Source organism: Flavobacterium sp. J372 (assembly GCF_024699965.1).
Lineage (GTDB): Bacteria > Bacteroidota > Bacteroidia > Flavobacteriales > Flavobacteriaceae > Flavobacterium.
This window is the reverse complement of record NZ_JAJOMZ010000004.1, coordinates 1,070,158-1,086,839: the sequence shown is the minus strand read 5'-3', so window position 1 is coordinate 1,086,839 and position 16,682 is coordinate 1,070,158. Positions and strand designations below refer to the sequence as shown.

The window sequence follows — 16,682 nt, the reverse complement described above, 5'->3', positions numbered from 1 at the left end:
TCGAATGCTTTTCCAATTTAATTTCTACAGCTCGTTATTGCTTATCTCTTTCATAAACGGGATAGTATACAGCATGCTGCTATTTAGAAAGGGAATAGCCTCGCATAAACAGCCTGCAATATGGCTAAGCCTTTTTGTTTTTCTATGTGCATTATACATCTGCCCGTGGATGCTGGGTTTTGCAGGGTGGTATGATACGCAGCCTTACCGCGATATAATATTCTATATACCTTTCAGCCAGCAGCTATTTATAGGTCCTGTACTATATTTTTATGTTCAAAGCCTGCTTAACCCTGACTTTCGGTTAACTAAAGTAAAAGCGCTTCATCTATTGCCGGGCATAGTGTATCTGATTTACAATCTTGTCATTTTCATTACTGATAAGATAATCCTGGATGACTATTATTTCCTAGCTGATGGCACAGACCGTGAATTTGATGTATGGTATACCACGCTCGGCTGGATATCACTGATGCTGTATTTTTCATTAAGCTTAAGATATTATTACCTATACAGGCGAATTATGATGCAGACTGTAAGTTATGCCGACAGTGTGGTATTTAAGTGGATAAGAAATATCCTTATGGCTTATCTGCTAATGCAGTTGCTGCAATTGTCATTTCATTTTATTGTGATGGCCTATCCTGAATTTGACAGTTATACCGGCAGCTGGTGGTATTTCTTCATTTTTTCAGGAATTTCTTATTACATTGGTTTCAACGGGTATACCAATACAGTAAATGCAGGCATCCCGTTCCGTATTTCAATTTTTCCCCAAAAGTTGGTACTGCTCCCCGAAAACAAAGAAGACATTGATGAAGAAATTGATTTTGAAGTCATTGAAACTTCAGCCATAAATAATAGCTTTCAGGTTGATGAATGGGCAGATAAGATAACCCATGCGTTTGAAGACGATGCTTTATATACCAACCCGGAATTGTCATTGCCGGATGTAGCTCATCACTTAAGGACAAATAACGCAACCATATCAAAAACCATAAATGCTTGTTTTAAACTGAATTTTAATGATTTTGTAAATAAGTACAGGATCCAGGCCGTAAAAGATGCCATAGATGTGGGCATACACAAAAAGCAGACGCTGTTGAGTATAGCATTTGATTGCGGATTTAATTCTAAAGCTACTTTTAACCGTGCCTTTAAAAAACATACCGGCACCTCTCCTAAAGATTATATAAGTTCCTTATAGTCATTCAACTAAAATAGGTCTCATATTATAATTTGAAGCGATTAAGCTTTATAAATAGTAGAATTTTGGCCATTATTAATCGCTAAAAATTATAAAAATGAAAAAAGTATTTCGCTTTATTACAGGTAGTGTAAGCAGTAATGCAAATAGCTATGAAATTATTTACCTTCTCTTCAGGCTTCATTTGGGCTTATCAATTGCACTTGGGGCAGGGTTGCCTAAAATGTTTCACAAGATAAACGAGAACGGGCCTGATGACTGGTCAAACAAAGCCTTCGGGGCATCAGAGTGGTTTATAAACCAGGTAAATGATATTGGGTTTACATTCATAAGCCCTTCATTTTGGGCATACCTGGCAATTTACGGAGAGTTCATAGGAGGCATTTTAATTGCGATCGGACTCTTTACAAGGCTGAGTGCAATGCAGCTGGCATTTCAGTTCTTTATAATATCATTTTTATGGTATGAAAGTCCTGAGCCTATAGTGGGGATGTATTTCCAGCAGCTTTTTTTCTTTGGCTATTTATTGATTACTGCATACGGCAGCGGTAAGTACAGTCTTGATAAGTTGTTATTCCAGTCTAAGAAAGCAGCTATATAGCTGCTTTCTTTATGGCACGGCAACCTTCATATCTTTATGTAGTATCCTAACCTCAAGCCGCTCTTCCTGCCCGTAATATTCCCCGTCAATCTGGAAATCAACCGGCATATTAGTTGTTATCACCGCATTATCAGTTGAGAGGATTTCGATGTCGTCACTGCTGTCAACCGGCATGTTTCCTGATAGTATCTTGCCAATTACCAGCAAGTCCATATTCTTCAATATCACTATTTCAAACTTACCGTCATCCATTACTCCGTAGGGGTTGATGGTAACCCCGGTGCCGTAGCGTTGCGTATTAGCTATAACAACCATACGCGCCTCGCTCTCAATAGTTCTGCCTTTAGCCTCAATTTTTACATGAAACGGCGGCGCCATATCGGTAAGCGTATTTACAGCCTGGATGGCGTAGCCCAGCTTGCCGCGTATGTTACTGTTCTCATAATTCTTAATCAGCTCGGCGTTCACACCGATATCGCTTAGGTGCAGGCTTTTCTTGTCATTTATGCACACCAGGTCCATTTCCATAACTTTGCCATGAAAGGCTATTTTAAGCACCTCTGTGAAGTCTTTTGGTAAGTTAAGGTCCACTGATAGCCCGTTGGCCGAACCGGCCGGCAAAACGCCTATAATAGCATCTGTATGCTCTACAGCTTCTGCAACCATTTTTATGGTTCCGTCACCACCGGCAACGAGAATCCGTTCAGGGCTGTGGTTCTTGTAAAGCTCAAGGATTTTGGCCTCATCATCTTCACCTGTGGTCTCATATTCAATGAGCGTTATACCTTCTGCATTGGCATAATCTTTCACAACATCCTGCATATCAGCCTTATCACTACCACCCGATATGGGATTAAGTACAAAAAGGAATTTCTTTTGGGAACCCATTATGATTTCTTTTTGATTAAAAGTAGTAAATTGTAAGTGCGAACCATCTTATTAAAATGATAAATTTTGAGTAAGCCAATTTTAAAATTATACCGCGGGTATGCCAATGAGCAGGAACTGATTGTTTTTGGGCATGTGTTTAAGCCGAATACGGCAAATACATATGAATTTGAGAAAAAACGTTTTAAAAATGCACGGTCAATTATCAGGATGTTCCGCATTAAAACCATACCGAATGCCGATGTTTATCTTGAGCATGACGGAAAGCGCATACATACAAAAGCGCTTGACGATGGGTATTTTAAGTTTTGCATTCCGCTGAAAGAACAGCTTGGCTATGGCTGGACAGATTACTACGTTAGCACTTTTCATGATGGTGAAGAAATCAGGGAAAAAGGAACATATATTAGGCCCTACGAAGGGAACTTAGGTTTTATATCGGATATTGACGATACATTCCTTGTTTCACACACACGCAATTTCTTCAAAAAACTGTACATCCTCCTTTGGAAAAATATCAACGACCGGAAAATTTTTGAAGATGTAGTGCCTCACTACCAGGCATTAAGCACCGCAGGGCGAAATAATAAAGATGAAAAAAATGCCTTCTTTTATGTGTCGAGCAGTGAATGGAATCTTTATAAATTCATCGTGAAGTTCACCGAAAAGCATGAACTTCCTCGTGCTGTATTATTACTGAAAGACATAAAAACCAGCCTTATGGACTTCTTTGTAACAGGACGCGGCAATCATGATCATAAGTTTGACAAGATCAAGCACATACTTGAATTTTATCCGCATCTGCAATACACGCTTTTGGGTGATGACTCGCAGCACGACCCTTTTTTATATGAAGATGTATGCAAAATTTTCCCGGTGACAGTAAAAGCCGTTTACATACGGCAGACAGGACATTCAAAAAAAGAAAAGGCGCTTAAGTCAATTAAGAATATGGAGGCTATGGGTGTAGCAGTTTGTTATTTTAAAGACAGCAACGAAGCGCTTGAACATTCAAGACGTATAGGCCTGATACAGTAATTAAGATTTCCTTAACAGTCCCGTTCCTACTTTATCGCGAACTTTATTCAGCTTAAATATAACCTTTATGAAAAAAATAATGTTTACCGCAGCACTGGCAGCTGTAATGCTGGCCGCCTGCAAAAAAGACCAGCCTGCAGCACCGGCGCCTGCCCCAACACCGCCACCGGTAGAAAACCCATCTCCCGAGCCTGCACCTGAACCGCAAACCCAGACTCAAACTACAACAACTACAACTACAAATAATAGTACAACAGTTGAAAATCCGGATGGTACATCTGTAAATGTTAGTAAAAGCGGTATCTCGGTTAAAAATAAAAATGGAGATAACGAGAGCAACATCCAACTAAATAAGGATAATCCCGGAATTGAGATTAAAACCGACTAAATAAAAAAGGGGCTTTAAAGCCCCTTAGTTATTTTCAATCTCTTCCTGAACAGCCTCCCATTCAGCCAAAAGCCGGTCGAGCTCTTTCTTGCGGTTTTCGTAAGCAGAGAAAAAAGCGCCGTCTGCCATCAGCTTTTCATAATGTTCGGCAAGCTGCCGGTCATCTTTCTGTATTTCACTTTCTAATTGGGCAATTTGGCTTTCAACTTTACTCAGCTTGTTTTGCAAAGCTTTATTTTTCTTCTGGTCTTCAAAAGACACGGGCTTCTTCACTTCTTTCGGAGCCTGTTTAACCACGTCACGCTTTTCAACCTCGCGCATATTCTGCATGTTGCGCTGCTCAAGGTAGAAGTTGATATCGCCAAGGTATTCCCTTATCTTATGGTCTTTAAACTCATATACTATGTTGCTCATACCCTGCAGGAAATCCCTGTCGTGGCTTACAAGCAGCAACGTACCCTCATATTTTTGAAGTGCAGCTTTCAAAACATTTTTTGACTTAATATCAAGGTGATTGGTAGGTTCGTCCATTACCAGCACATTTATCGGCTGTAGGAGCAGCTTACATAGCGCCAGGCGGTTACGCTCACCACCGCTTAGTACTTTTACTTTCTTCTCCACATCATCGCCACGGAATAAAAAAGCGCCAAGCATATCGCGCACTTTTGCACGGTTGGTATCAGTTGCGGCATTCTGCATGGTTTCAAGAAGCGTAATCTCGCCGTCAAGGTATTCAGCCTGGTTCTGGGCAAAATAACCCAACTGTACATTATGCCCTAACTTAATCACTCCATCATAAGGAATGTCTTTTACAATGGCTTTAATCAGTGTTGATTTACCCTGCCCGTTTTGCCCTACAAAGGCAATTTTACTGCCTCGCTCCACCAGCAGGTCAATATCCTTTAATATAAGTTTATTGCCATATTTCTTAGTAACATGCTCCACTTCAACCACAACCCTCCCCGGCGTTTGCGAGACCGGAAATGAAATATTCATAACCGAATTATCATCTTCATCAACTTCAATCCGCTCAATTTTGTCAAGCTTTTTTATAAGTGATTGCGCCATTGACGCTTTTGATGCTTTTGCACGGAATTTTTCAATCAGCTTCTCGGTATGTTCAATTTTCTTTTCCTGGTTCTTTTGTGTAGCGAGCTGCTTTTCGCGGATTTCCTCACGCAACGTCAGGTACTGGGTATAAGGCTTGTTAAAGTCATAAATCTTCCCAAGCGAAATCTCTATTGTACGGTTGGTTACATTATCAAGGAACATTTTATCGTGTGAAACAATCACCACAACGCCCGGATAATTCTTTAAGAATGCCTCAAGCCAAATAATACTTTCAATATCAAGGTGGTTGGTAGGCTCGTCCAGAAGCAGTACGTCATTATTCTGAAGTAGCAGTTTGGCCAGCTCTATACGCATGCGCCATCCGCCCGAGAATGTATCAGTCAGGTTATTGAATTCTTCACGCTTAAAACCCAGCCCCAGTAATATTCGCTCTGTATCGCCAACGTAATTATAACCACCCAGAATTTCGTAATGATGTGTAACATCACTAAGATCTTCAATAAGTTTTGAATAGCTTTCACTTTCATAATCAGTGCGTGTAGCCAGCTGGTGGTTAATATCATCAATCCTGGCTTCAGCTTTCTTGATTTCCTCAAAAGCCTGGTAAGCTTCCTCAAGTACCGTACGCCCTTCCACAAAGTCAATATCCTGGCGAAGAAAGCCAATCCTTACTTCCTTTTCTGTTGCAATAGTGCCTGAATCGGGTGCAATATCACCCGAAAGAATTTTCAACATTGTTGATTTACCGGCGCCGTTTTTACCCACAAGGCCAACACGGTCACCCGCCCCCAGCCTGAAAGTTACTTCTTCAAAAAGATAGGTCCCACCGAAAGAAACCGACAGATTATGTATGTTCAGCATTTTTTTATGAGTAAAGCCTCCGCTAAAATTTTTGCAAAGGTAAGGAAGCAGGCTTCTAATTTATAATATTTAATTGCCGGCAAACCTATTAACATCAACAGCCCTTTCAATAGCTGTACCATTTTCAATATAATCGTACAGTTGCTGAGCCATAGGAGGGCCAAGCATAAGCCCTCGTGTGCCCAGGCCGTTCAGTATATGAATGTTACTATGTTCTGCATGTGTTCCAATAACCGGCTTACGGTCTTTTGTAGTGGGTCGTACTCCCGCAACATGAGTCACCACATCATAATCGCAGGTAATTATTTCCTGTAATTTTTCTTCCAGTTCTACACGTGCTGCTTCAGTGGGGTTGTTAGTCTTGTCTGTCCACTCGTAAGTCGCACCAACTTTATATATATCATTACCTAGCGGCAGGATAAATATTCCGGCATTGACTATGCTCTCCAGTTTAAGGTCCGGTGAATGTATGGTAAGCAGTTCACCTTTTGTACCTTCAAGCGGAACAAAATTGAAATACGGATTGTTTCTGATACCGAAACCTTCAGCGAACACAACGTGTTTAGCTTCTATTTCTTTATAAATAACATGATTGTTATTAATATTCAAATGAGAATAATCGAAGTTTTCATATGCAACAGCTTGTATTTCCTGAAGCCATTTATGGTATGATTCTAATAACTGATTGGTGTCGATAAAGCCGGTATGCAACACTTCACCATAACCATATGGAGCATCGAGTCCCTCATATGATGTACGCAAAACTTTTGGCGAAATAAACTCTGAAAGTTCGGGTTTATCTGCGGCTTCAAACCAGTTATTTTGCTCTTCAACAGATGCAAAGCGGCGAAGCAATGGGGTGGGAAAATCAACCTTTATAGTAAGCCTGCTTTCAATTTCACTATAAAACGGCCCAATGAATTTGACATGCTCTAATGCATTATAAGGAAGGCTGAGCCTCTTTACGATAACCGGGTTGTAAATACCGCCTGCCACGCTGGTAGCATTCTGCATCGATTGGCAAAAAAGCATGAATGTTTTACCCTGCCTGTACAAAACTTCGGCTAAACTTATGGCCGCTATACCTCCGCCTACAATTATATAATCTTTCATGGCTGCAAAAATAAAAAACTCCCGCTGTTGGGCGGGAGTTTTTAGATATTATAAGGATTAGTAATTCCACATATCCTGCTCGAAGTTACGTATCTTTTCTTTGATACGCTCTGCTTCAAGAAGCTGCATTTGCGAATTTTCCTTCAAGTAGTTTTCAATGAGCCTGTCTCCGTATACGTTTTCCTCGGCTATAATTACTCCGTTGAAACGCCTTGAGTTAAGCAAGTGGTCAAACGTAATGGCGCTGGCAGAGTTTTCCTCATTGAACGCTTTGTACTTATGAAGCACGTCTCTTGCCGCAGGGAAGAATACCCAGAATATACGGATATACTCTTTCTCTTCTTTACCCATGGTAAACACGTCCGGAACGATTGGAGCAATACCAAGCATCCTGTACTTAAGTTCACCCTGGCGCTTGTCAAAATACCAGTAGCCAACTATTTCGTATCCTTCAACATCAATAGCTTTGATGTCAGTCCTGTTAATATATTCAGGAGAAATAGTTTTCTTACCCGACTTATAAGCCTTGATATCAGTATTGTATTGTTCAATACCGGCGTCAGTTGTATCAGTAAAAGTAAGCGACTCCTCTATATCTTTAAGGGTTTTGCGCGTTACAAAATAACTGTCGTCATAAACTTCAGTGATTGTACCACTACGAACTCCTTCTACAAGCACATCATAAAGCGGCTTCCTGTCAGAGCCAAGATTTCCTTTAATCGGAAAATACATAGGAAAATTTACGCGTTGGTTAAGGTCAATCCTTTCCCAAACTTTCCTGGCCAGTAGTACATCCCTGTCGCCCACGTAGCCGTATGGCAGCGGCTTGTCATTGTCTAATGAATCCTGCGCAGCAGTTTTCTTGCCTATCTGGTCTGCAGTCTTGGCATTAAGCAAGTTTGACTGTGCAAACGCTGCTGAAGATACCAGGCTGAAGAAAACGATTAATGATAAAATCTTCCTGCTCATTGTCTATACTTTTTGTATTTTTTAATTACTGGATCTCAAACGTAGCTGTAGAAATCCTCTTAACTGCCTGGTCAATACCTGAGAATGTAGCTTTAATCTGGTCGATAACTACCACATCACCCCTGTTTGCCTTCCTGATAGCAGCTTTAGCCCTATCATTCATTTTGTTACCTTGAACAACAATTGTTGGCTGCCCCGGAACTTTAATATTAAACTGAGTTACATTCACACTTACCGGGAAATCGAAATCTTCCATTTCAGCAGATACTGTACAAACTTCAAGGTTTGAAACAGAACCTTTAGCTGAAACCTCACCCCTAATCTTACCTGTCGGTGCAGGAAGGCCTTTGATACGGAAAGTTTTCTTGTCAGATACGTTTGACTTGTCCGGAAGCGTAGCTGTAACGCTAATAGTAACTTCAGTTCCTCCGCCCGGATTAAGTATATACTGGCCAGGTTTACCTGCAGAACGCATACCCGGTGCACTAGCATTTACTTTATCAGCCGCAACACCTGCAAATGATACAGATATTGGGTTTGGCACACCGCGGTAAACAACATTCATCTTGTCAGCTGAAATTGTAGCCGAATTTGGCCTTGGCACTACAACGTAAGTACCTTTAAATTCAAGCGGCACCTGCTTACCATCTTCAAGGAAGGTAAACTTACCGTTGATTGTCTGCTCACCTACGTTACCAGCTGTCATGTTAATGATAGCCTGTCCGTTCTCTATCTTACCAGGACCCTGAAATGAAGTAGGAACGGTATTCTCATCATAACGGCCAAGAACAACTTTACCGGTAACTTTCTCACCCTGGAAGTAAGCGTTTTTGTCAAGTACTACGATAGCTGTATAGTTTTTCATAGATACTGCTTCAAGAGCCGCTTTACCAAGGGCAATGTTATAAACGTTTGCCTCAATACTCCTGATGTTGTTCTGCATTGCAGATAGTTTTGTCAAAGATGCGATTGAAGGGAAACCTTTATAGTGGTAATCAAGATATTGCTTTTTAACACCTTCACCATCTACAACGTCAGCAGTGCTGAATTTATTATCAAGTTCGGCTGTAATTGCTTTATATTTAACATCTTTACCGATAGCAGCTTTCATGTCTGCTTTGTATTTCTCTATAGCGGCAACAATTTCTTTACCTTTTTTAGAGTAACCATCGCCTTCAAACCACTCTTCGTCAATCTTGTCACCTTTATCCATCGCCTCATAGGGAAGTTTTCCGTTCTCTTCTCTTTCAACGGTTTTAGTGATATCTTTCTTTAACGATTCAACATAGTTGTAAAATTGAGTAGAGATGCCTTTGATTTTGTCAGACATTTGCTTTGCAGCGCTAAACTGAGGGTTCTCAGCAGCTTTTGCAGCCAATGCTCCGTGCATCTGCTCATTATTTTTACCAGCTTCTACGTTAGAAGACTCGAATTGCTCGTTCATCAGGCCAAAAGCAGAAAGTACTTCTTTTGACATGTTAAGGGCCAACATTGCGATGAAAACCAGATACATCAGGTTAATCATCTTTTGCCTAGGGGTTAATTTTCCTCCTGCCATTTCTAATCAGTCTTGTTTTTCTGTGTTTATTTATAAATACTAATTAGAGAATTAGCCCCTGTTACCCATTGCAGAAAGCATACCGCCATAAACATTGTTCAGTGAAGCAATGTTTTGCGTCATAGCCTGCATCTGGTCTTTTAGCCTAGCAGCGTTATCAGCGATTTCTTTGTTAGCCTCAGCATTACGAGATGCGCTTTCAAGCTGTACTTTATAAAGGCTGTTTAGTGATTCCATCTGTGCTGCAGCCATAGACATTTCTTCGCTGTATTTCTTCTGAGAAGAGATTGAATCAACTGTAGGAGCAATTCCTTTAGCAGCAGACTCAAAGTTCCTGATGCTAGCGCCAAGGCTTTCCATAAGCTGTCCGTCAATCTTAGCCTCTTTAAGAAGGTTATCAAGTTTTTGAGAAAGCAGGCCTTGCGCTTCTTTAGGATCTTCTTTTTTAACGTCTTTTTCTTGGCTTCGCCACCTGCAAGCTCAGGGTAAACCAATGACCAGTCAAGTTCTTTATCTACCGGGTCGAATGCAGAAAGACCGAAGATAAGAGCTTCTGTACCAAGGCCGATGATAAGCATCGCGCTCGCACCAGGCCAGTGCATAAGTTTAAAAAGAGCTCCAACGATTACAACTGCCGCACCCATACCATAGGCGAAATTCATTACTTTTTTAGGTAGCATAATAAAATTTAATTTTTAGTTTTTAGTTAAGTTAATTAGAAATAATAAAATAGTGTTGGTTTAGTTTCCTGTTTTTTGTGTCCCCATGTAATCCTGAACTGTCCTGAAGCCGATGTAGCTACGTGCAGAGTCAGCATATTCCCAGTCCCTTGTACTTACCTGCAGGAAGTAAGCCACGTCTTTCCAAGAGCCGCCGCGTGTTACTTTACGCTTATTGGCCTGGTCAGGTACGTTAGGGTTCATTGTAGAAACATATTCATAAGAAGCAGCGTCATACGAAGAGTCTGTCCACTCTGCCACGTTACCGCTCATATTGTAAAGGTTGTACTCATTCGGGTCGAATGATTTTGCCTCAACTGTATAAAGCGCACCGTCAGCAGCATAGTCACCCCTGTTTGGCTTAAAGTTAGCAAGGAAACATCCCCTGTCATTTTTAGCATAAGGGCCGCCCCAAGGGAATGTAGCTGACTCAAGGCCGCCACGTGCCGCGAATTCCCACTCAGCCTCACTAGGAAGACGGAAAGAGTTCACGTTTGACCTGTTCTTTCTTTTTTGATATGCATTTTTATAAAGCGTCCTCCACGCACAGAAAGCTTTTGCCTGCTGCCAAGTAACGCCTACAACAGGATATTCACTATACGCATCATGCCAGAAATAGTCATTATGCATAGGCTCATTATAAGAATAAGCAAAGTCTTTAATCCAAACCGTAGTATCCGGATACACTTCAACCTGCTCTTTCTTCATGTATTTGCTACGCTTAGTCCTGGTTGCCTTAGACTTGTCTTTAGCAGCAACAGCAATATCCATCCATGCATAAGAGAATTTAAGCTTGGTAACATCTATAGTCCTTTGCCCGTTATAAGATTCTGATGCAGGGAGATACATAGAGTCCATAACTTCAACATAATACTCATCCGGGTATTTTTGAGGATCTGTTATAAGCTTAGCTTTTTTATTCAGCTTTCTGCCGGCATACGGATCATTTTCATCTGTACCTACGCTATAGTAATTTTCATACATATATTTATCGTAAGCAGACTGTTCTTCTCCTTCTTTAACCTGCTGGTCAAGAAAAGCATACTCACCTATACCTTTGGTATCACCACCTGGCTTCTGGCCCATTTCATCTGCAAGTATTGCAAGCCTTGTCCTTATAGTTGAGTCTTTAACCCATTCAACAAACATACGGTACTCACTATTTGTAATCTCTGTCTCATCCATATAAAATGAAGTTACAGTTACCGTTTTAGTCGGAGCATCCTGAACGTTAGCCAAATCATCGTCGGCCTTACCCATGATGTAAGCACCACCGGGAACCAACGTCATCCCGTAAGGCTTTTCAGGCCTCCACTTTTTGCCTCTGACACCTACCAGCTCCCCCGGTCACTGGAACCACAGCTTACTAAAAATGATAAAGTTGCTGTTAATGCAATAAGCTTCTTCATATAAAATTGGGTTATTTATGTACTTCTATTTTTAAGGGCGTAAACCTATTTATTTTATTTTAAAAAAACAATTTTTTTAATAAAAAAACCTAAACAAAACTTAAACACTTGTTTACTAACGCAAAATCTAACGATTTCGTAACAATTCGCTTAAATTATGTTTTTTCTTTGAGCCTTCCACCATCTTTCCGGAATCTCGTTGTTGCAGGCCCCAACATAATCTTCATATATACACGGTAATAACGTGCTTCGCTTAAGTTTAGTATTGCCTGTAGGTATCTCAATCCACCATCTGTCGGTTTTATCGCTTTTAAAGAAGATAAGCTCTTCATCTTCCATCGGCACGATATACCTTATATACTCATCTTTACTGCCAAACGGATATTCATTAGACCTGTAATGCACCCCTTCGATAAAATACCAGATTACCTGCGCTATTAAAACGGCTTCCTGCCCGCTGTTATTGTGATTGAAAATTCCGAATGACGAAACTTTATCACTTATCCCTGCATAGCGCGCTAAAGTACAAATTTCTTTTCCATTAAAACCATTTGGCATAAATTTAACTAAATTGCCAGAATCGCTGCTCTTAACTGCCGTCATATCAAGACTTACCAAATCAGCATCTCTAAAAACAGGTTCCGCCACGGCCGGGTTCGCACAAACTTCACCTAAGCGGTACGCATCAAAAAATAACTTGTCAATCAGGTCTATTTCTTCCTGTGGGTTGAAATAGGTTTGGTAACCGATGTTGCTGTAGTTGAAAAGATTATTGGGCTCATCTACTATTATATGGGTAAGATACGAGTGTGCCGCAATTTCTTCTTCCTGCTTACCGAAGTCAAACTTATTATCAATTGCTGCCAGGTTCACCATCTGCTCCAGGCTGTCATAGGCGCGATACATAGCGTATGTGATGTCTTGCGAACCACCCAGTATAACCGGAATGATTTTACTTTTCAGCAACTCCGCCATGATCCCTTTAACAGCAAAGTAGGTATCCTGCAGGTCATTGCCTGCAGGTATATTGCCCAGATCGGCTATTTTCGCTTCCCAGTTACCGGGATATAGCTTATAAAATTCCCTGCGTATATAATTAAGGTGTACATGATCTCTCCTGTCCGGCTGGCCTGCATTCTCCAAAACACCGATAATCGCGATTTTCACCTGCTGCAGCTCGGGAAAATCAGCAGCAGTATGCAGCGCCACTTTATGCCCGAGGGTTTGCTGTGAAAGCCCTTCTATAAAATGAAGCATTTCTGAATCCAGCGGTTCTAGGAAATCAAATACCATGTACTATTATTTTTTTGCGGTTGTCTTTTTTGCGGCAGGTTTCTTGGCAGGCGTTTTTTTTGTGGCAGTTTTTTTAGCCGGAGCTTTTGCCTCAATCATCTGTTTTACCTGGTCAAGCGTCAGTGCAGCTGCATCAACATCTTTGTTGAGTTCTATTTTGGTTTTACCTTTAACAATAACTGAACGGCCCCATCGTGCTTTCTCAACTTTAATACCTTCGGCCTCCCAGTTGTGAATTACCTTATCCGATTCTTTTTGCAGCTTATCTTCTATCAGCGCTTCAATATCATTTTGCGAAAGATTATCGAAATTGTACTTTTTGCTTACATTGATAAACATACCGTTCCATTTGATAAAAGGTCCAAACCTTCCCACACCTTTCTGAACCGGCATATCTTCATAGTACCCGATTGGCGCATCAGCCTGCTCTTTTTCACCGATAAGTTCTTTCGCCCTTTCAAACGTTACATCCAATGGGTCCTCACCTTTTGGCAGGGAGATAAATGTTTTACCAAAGCGCACATACGGACCAAAACGACCGTTATTTACCTCAACTTCTTCTCCTTTATATATACCCAGGTTTTTCGGAAGCATGAACAAACCAAGTGCTTCGTCAAGCGTAATGCTGCCAATATTTTGCTCCGGCAGCAGGCTTGCGAACTGCTTGTTGTCATCTTCAGCATCACCTATCTGTGCCATCGGGCCAAATTTCCCAAGGCGTACACTCACAGGTTTGCCAGTCTTAGGGTCGGTACCCAAAATGCGCTCGCCCGATTCACGGTCGGCATTCTTTTCTACGTCTTTCACTGTCGGATGGAAATGGCCGTAGAAATCGTTCATCATCTTAGTCCAGTCTTCATTGCCCTGGGCTATCTCGTCAAAATCCTGCTCAACCTTTGCGGTAAAATTGTAATCGAGTATTGTCTCAAAATGGTTTACAAGGAAATCATTTACAATGATACCTATGTCTGTCGGAACCAGTTTGCCTTTATCTGAACCAACATTTTCAGTTAGTTCTGCCGATGTAACTTTGCCATCTTTCAAAACCATCTGGCTGTATTTACGCTCCTGCCCCTCAAAGCTTCCTTTCTCAACATAATTCCTGTTGATGATGGTAGAGATGGTTGGTGCGTATGTTGACGGGCGGCCTATTCCCAGTTCTTCAAGTTTTTTCACCAGCGCAGCCTCAGTATAGCGGGCCGGCGGGCGTGAAAAAACGCTGCGTAGCGGTGATAGAGTTATTTTCAAGCTTTTCACCAACTTTCAAGGCAGGAAGCATACCTTCCTGTTCTGTATCTTCATCGTCGTTGCCTTCAAGATATACTTTAAGGAAGCCTTCAAACAAAAGCACCTCACCCGATGCGGCAAAAATTTCGCTGTGGTTATTGGCTTCAATCTTCACATTGGTACGCTCCAGCTTGGCGTCACTCATTTGTGAAGCTACCGTACGTTTCCAAATCAGGTCATAAAGCCTTGCCTGGTCACGGTCTATATTCACTGTGTGGCGTGTCATATCCGTAGGGCGGATGGCCTCGTGCGCCTCCTGTGCCCCTTTTGATTTCGTAGCATAATTACGCGGATGGCTGAACTCGGCACCGTATGAACGTGTGATTTCATCTTTCGCCGCTGCCATAGCTTCCTGAGAAAGGTTAACGCTGTCAGTCCTCATATAAGTAATAAGCCCTGCTTCATAAAGCCTCTGCGCCATCATCATGGTTACGCCTACCGGGAAGCTAAGCTTACGCGAGGCCTCCTGCTGTAACGTAGAAGTTGTAAAAGGCGCTGCCGGAGATTTTTTTGCCGGCTTTGTCTCAAGGTCGGCCACTTTGTATTGTGAGCCGATATTTTTATTCAGGAAATCCTGCGCCTCTTGTTCTGTTGTAAAGTTTTTAGGAAGTTTTGCCTTTACAGTTTTGCCTTCTGCATTAGTAAACTCGGCCGTAATGTTGTATGATGCTTCAGGTTTAAAATCCCTGATTTCGCGCTCGCGCTCTACAATAAGCCTAACCGAAACCGACTGTACCCTTCCTGCAGAAAGTCCGCTTTTTACCTTTTTCCAAAGTACAGGTGAAAGTTCATAACCCACAAGCCTGTCAAGCACACGGCGGGCCTGCTGCGCATTTACAAGATCATAGTTTATACCGCGCGGGTTTTCAATTGCTTTTTGTACGGCTGTTTTAGTGATTTCATTAAAAACTATCCTTTTAGTTTTAGCCTTGTCCAGTTTCAGTTCTTCCGCCAGGTGCCATGCTATTGCCTCACCCTCGCGATCCTCATCACTTGCCAGCCAGACCATATCGGCAGATTTAGAAAGGTCTTTGAGTTTTTTAACCAAAGCTTTTTTGTCGGGAGAAACTTCGTAATGAGGTTTGAATCCGTTGGCTACATCTACCCCTATTTCTTTTGACGGAAGGTCGGCTATATGGCCGTAGCTCGACTCAACCTGGTAATCTTTCCCTAAAAATTTCTCTATGGTTTTTGCCTTTGCGGGCGACTCAACAATCACTAAATTCTTTGCCATTACATATTTTGTTTGTGCGCAAAAGTATGCGAATTTTTTAAATATCGGTTTTCACGCACATTTTTTAAAGGCAATTTTATGATATTGTCGATTAAGTGTACTAAAAATTTACACCTTAATATATAAGTGAATAAAATTTGGGCTGTAGTATCGTAAATTTGACTATTCAGCTTCAACACTCAAATTATGCATGGCAACCAATCATTCTTTAACTTATATAAACAGAATAACTTTTTGCCTATAAGATTGGTCACTCCTTTCTTCGGGCGGCTCTCGCCCGACATCACTACAGGCTTTAGCCTTACGCATCGCAAAACTTATTACTTTTTCATCTTTATCACGGAAGGATCAACGAAGCATGGTGTAGATCTGGAGGAATATCATTTAAAAAGCAATGAGTTGCTTTTTATCTTTCCTCACCAAATACACCGGCTTCCTGATGCGGGAAGCGGAATCAACTATTTTAAAATTGGTTTTGATGAAATGTGCCTCTCATTACTCCCGAAACAATACGCTTTCCTGACAAATCCTTTAAATAAGCAAAAAATAAGTTTCGCTGGAGACCAGGCTAAAAGAATTAAACTTGTATTTGAAGCATTGCAAGGCTTATTGTCTACAATGGACGGGAGCACAGACCTCATTCTCGCCCATCTCAACAGCCTAATTGCAGAAATAAATGCAGCATATTTCTCAGGTGAAAAAAATCCCGCGGGCGACAATCTTTCAAAATATATTAACTTCAAAGAATACGTTGAAGCAAATTATGAAAATCATCCTTCCATAGGTGAAATTGCAGAAAAACTTGCTCTTAACCCCAACAGCCTGTACAATCTTGTTAAGAGTTATTCAGGCTTGTCTCCCAAAGAATTCATTTCTAATCGCCTTATCCTGGAAGCGAAACGGCGCCTATACTATTCTGAAAGCAATATAAAGGAACTTGCGTATGACCTTGGCTTTAATGATCCCGAGTACTTTGCGCGGCTATTTAAAAAGCTGACAGGTTCAAGCATATCGGAATTTGTTAAGGATTTATCAGGGAATTAATA

Annotated in this window: 11 protein-coding genes and 3 pseudogenes; 5 read left to right on the top strand and 9 right to left on the bottom strand. The window is 41.2% G+C overall.

Going from position 1 to position 16,682, the window contains the following annotated elements:
* Nucleotides 1-4: 4 nt before the first annotated feature.
* Complete coding sequence (locus LRS05_RS05325; RefSeq protein WP_257867368.1) at nucleotides 5-1,207, top strand: AraC family transcriptional regulator; 1,203 nt, start codon at nucleotides 5-7, stop codon at nucleotides 1,205-1,207.
* Between the two features lie 97 nt (nucleotides 1,208-1,304).
* Complete coding sequence (locus tag LRS05_RS05320; RefSeq protein ID WP_257867367.1) at nucleotides 1,305-1,808, top strand: DoxX family protein; 504 nt, start codon at nucleotides 1,305-1,307, stop codon at nucleotides 1,806-1,808.
* A 9-nt stretch (nucleotides 1,809-1,817) separates the two neighbouring features.
* Here the strand turns inward: LRS05_RS05320 and LRS05_RS05315 are convergent, their stop codons facing one another.
* Entirely contained in the window at nucleotides 1,818-2,696 is an 879-nt protein-coding gene (locus tag LRS05_RS05315; RefSeq protein ID WP_257867366.1) for a diacylglycerol kinase family protein, read from the bottom strand.
* Nucleotides 2,697-2,762: 66 nt separating this feature from the next.
* On the opposite strand from LRS05_RS05315, the gene LRS05_RS05310 reads away from it, so the two are divergent.
* Both LRS05_RS05310 and LRS05_RS05305 read left to right on the top strand, forming a co-directional pair.
* Nucleotides 2,763-3,734 carry an App1 family protein gene (locus LRS05_RS05310; protein WP_257867365.1) on the top strand — a complete coding sequence of 324 codons (972 nt, stop codon included), beginning with the start codon at nucleotides 2,763-2,765 and terminating at the stop codon, nucleotides 3,732-3,734.
* A gap of 67 nt (nucleotides 3,735-3,801) precedes the next feature.
* Nucleotides 3,802-4,122: a hypothetical protein gene (locus tag LRS05_RS05305; protein ID WP_257867364.1), complete on the top strand. Its 321-nt coding sequence runs from the start codon at nucleotides 3,802-3,804 to the stop codon at nucleotides 4,120-4,122.
* A gap of 24 nt (nucleotides 4,123-4,146) precedes the next feature.
* Here LRS05_RS05305 and abc-f read toward each other — a convergent pair whose 3' ends face one another.
* The 8 genes and pseudogenes from abc-f to topA form a co-directional block, all read right to left on the bottom strand.
* Nucleotides 4,147-6,054, bottom strand: a complete 1,908-nt coding sequence (abc-f, locus tag LRS05_RS05300; protein ID WP_257867363.1) for a ribosomal protection-like ABC-F family protein — start codon at nucleotides 6,052-6,054, stop codon at nucleotides 4,147-4,149.
* A 69-nt stretch (nucleotides 6,055-6,123) separates the two neighbouring features.
* Nucleotides 6,124-7,167, bottom strand: coding sequence for an FAD-binding oxidoreductase (locus tag LRS05_RS05295; RefSeq protein ID WP_257867362.1), 1,044 nt, complete (start codon nucleotides 7,165-7,167; stop codon nucleotides 6,124-6,126).
* Nucleotides 7,168-7,224: 57 nt separating this feature from the next.
* Nucleotides 7,225-8,136: a gliding motility protein GldN gene (gene gldN, locus LRS05_RS05290; protein WP_257867361.1), complete on the bottom strand. Its 912-nt coding sequence runs from the start codon at nucleotides 8,134-8,136 to the stop codon at nucleotides 7,225-7,227.
* A 25-nt stretch (nucleotides 8,137-8,161) separates the two neighbouring features.
* Nucleotides 8,162-9,694: a gliding motility protein GldM gene (gene gldM, locus LRS05_RS05285; protein WP_257867360.1), complete on the bottom strand. Its 1,533-nt coding sequence runs from the start codon at nucleotides 9,692-9,694 to the stop codon at nucleotides 8,162-8,164.
* 51 nt (nucleotides 9,695-9,745) lie between these two features.
* Nucleotides 9,746-10,374, bottom strand: a pseudogene (gldL, locus tag LRS05_RS05280) (gliding motility protein GldL).
* A 60-nt stretch (nucleotides 10,375-10,434) separates the two neighbouring features.
* Nucleotides 10,435-11,822, bottom strand: a pseudogene (gldK, locus tag LRS05_RS05275) (gliding motility lipoprotein GldK).
* A 150-nt stretch (nucleotides 11,823-11,972) separates the two neighbouring features.
* A complete protein-coding gene (locus LRS05_RS05270; RefSeq protein WP_257867359.1) occupies nucleotides 11,973-13,115 on the bottom strand; it encodes a formimidoylglutamase in 1,143 nt (380 codons plus the stop codon).
* A gap of 6 nt (nucleotides 13,116-13,121) precedes the next feature.
* Nucleotides 13,122-15,636 (bottom strand): annotated as a pseudogene (gene topA, locus LRS05_RS05265) (type I DNA topoisomerase).
* 186 nt (nucleotides 15,637-15,822) lie between these two features.
* On the opposite strand from topA, the gene LRS05_RS05260 reads away from it, so the two are divergent.
* A complete protein-coding gene (locus LRS05_RS05260) occupies nucleotides 15,823-16,680 on the top strand; it encodes an AraC family transcriptional regulator (protein ID WP_257867358.1) in 858 nt (285 codons plus the stop codon).
* The last annotated feature ends 2 nt before the right edge of the window (nucleotides 16,681-16,682 follow it).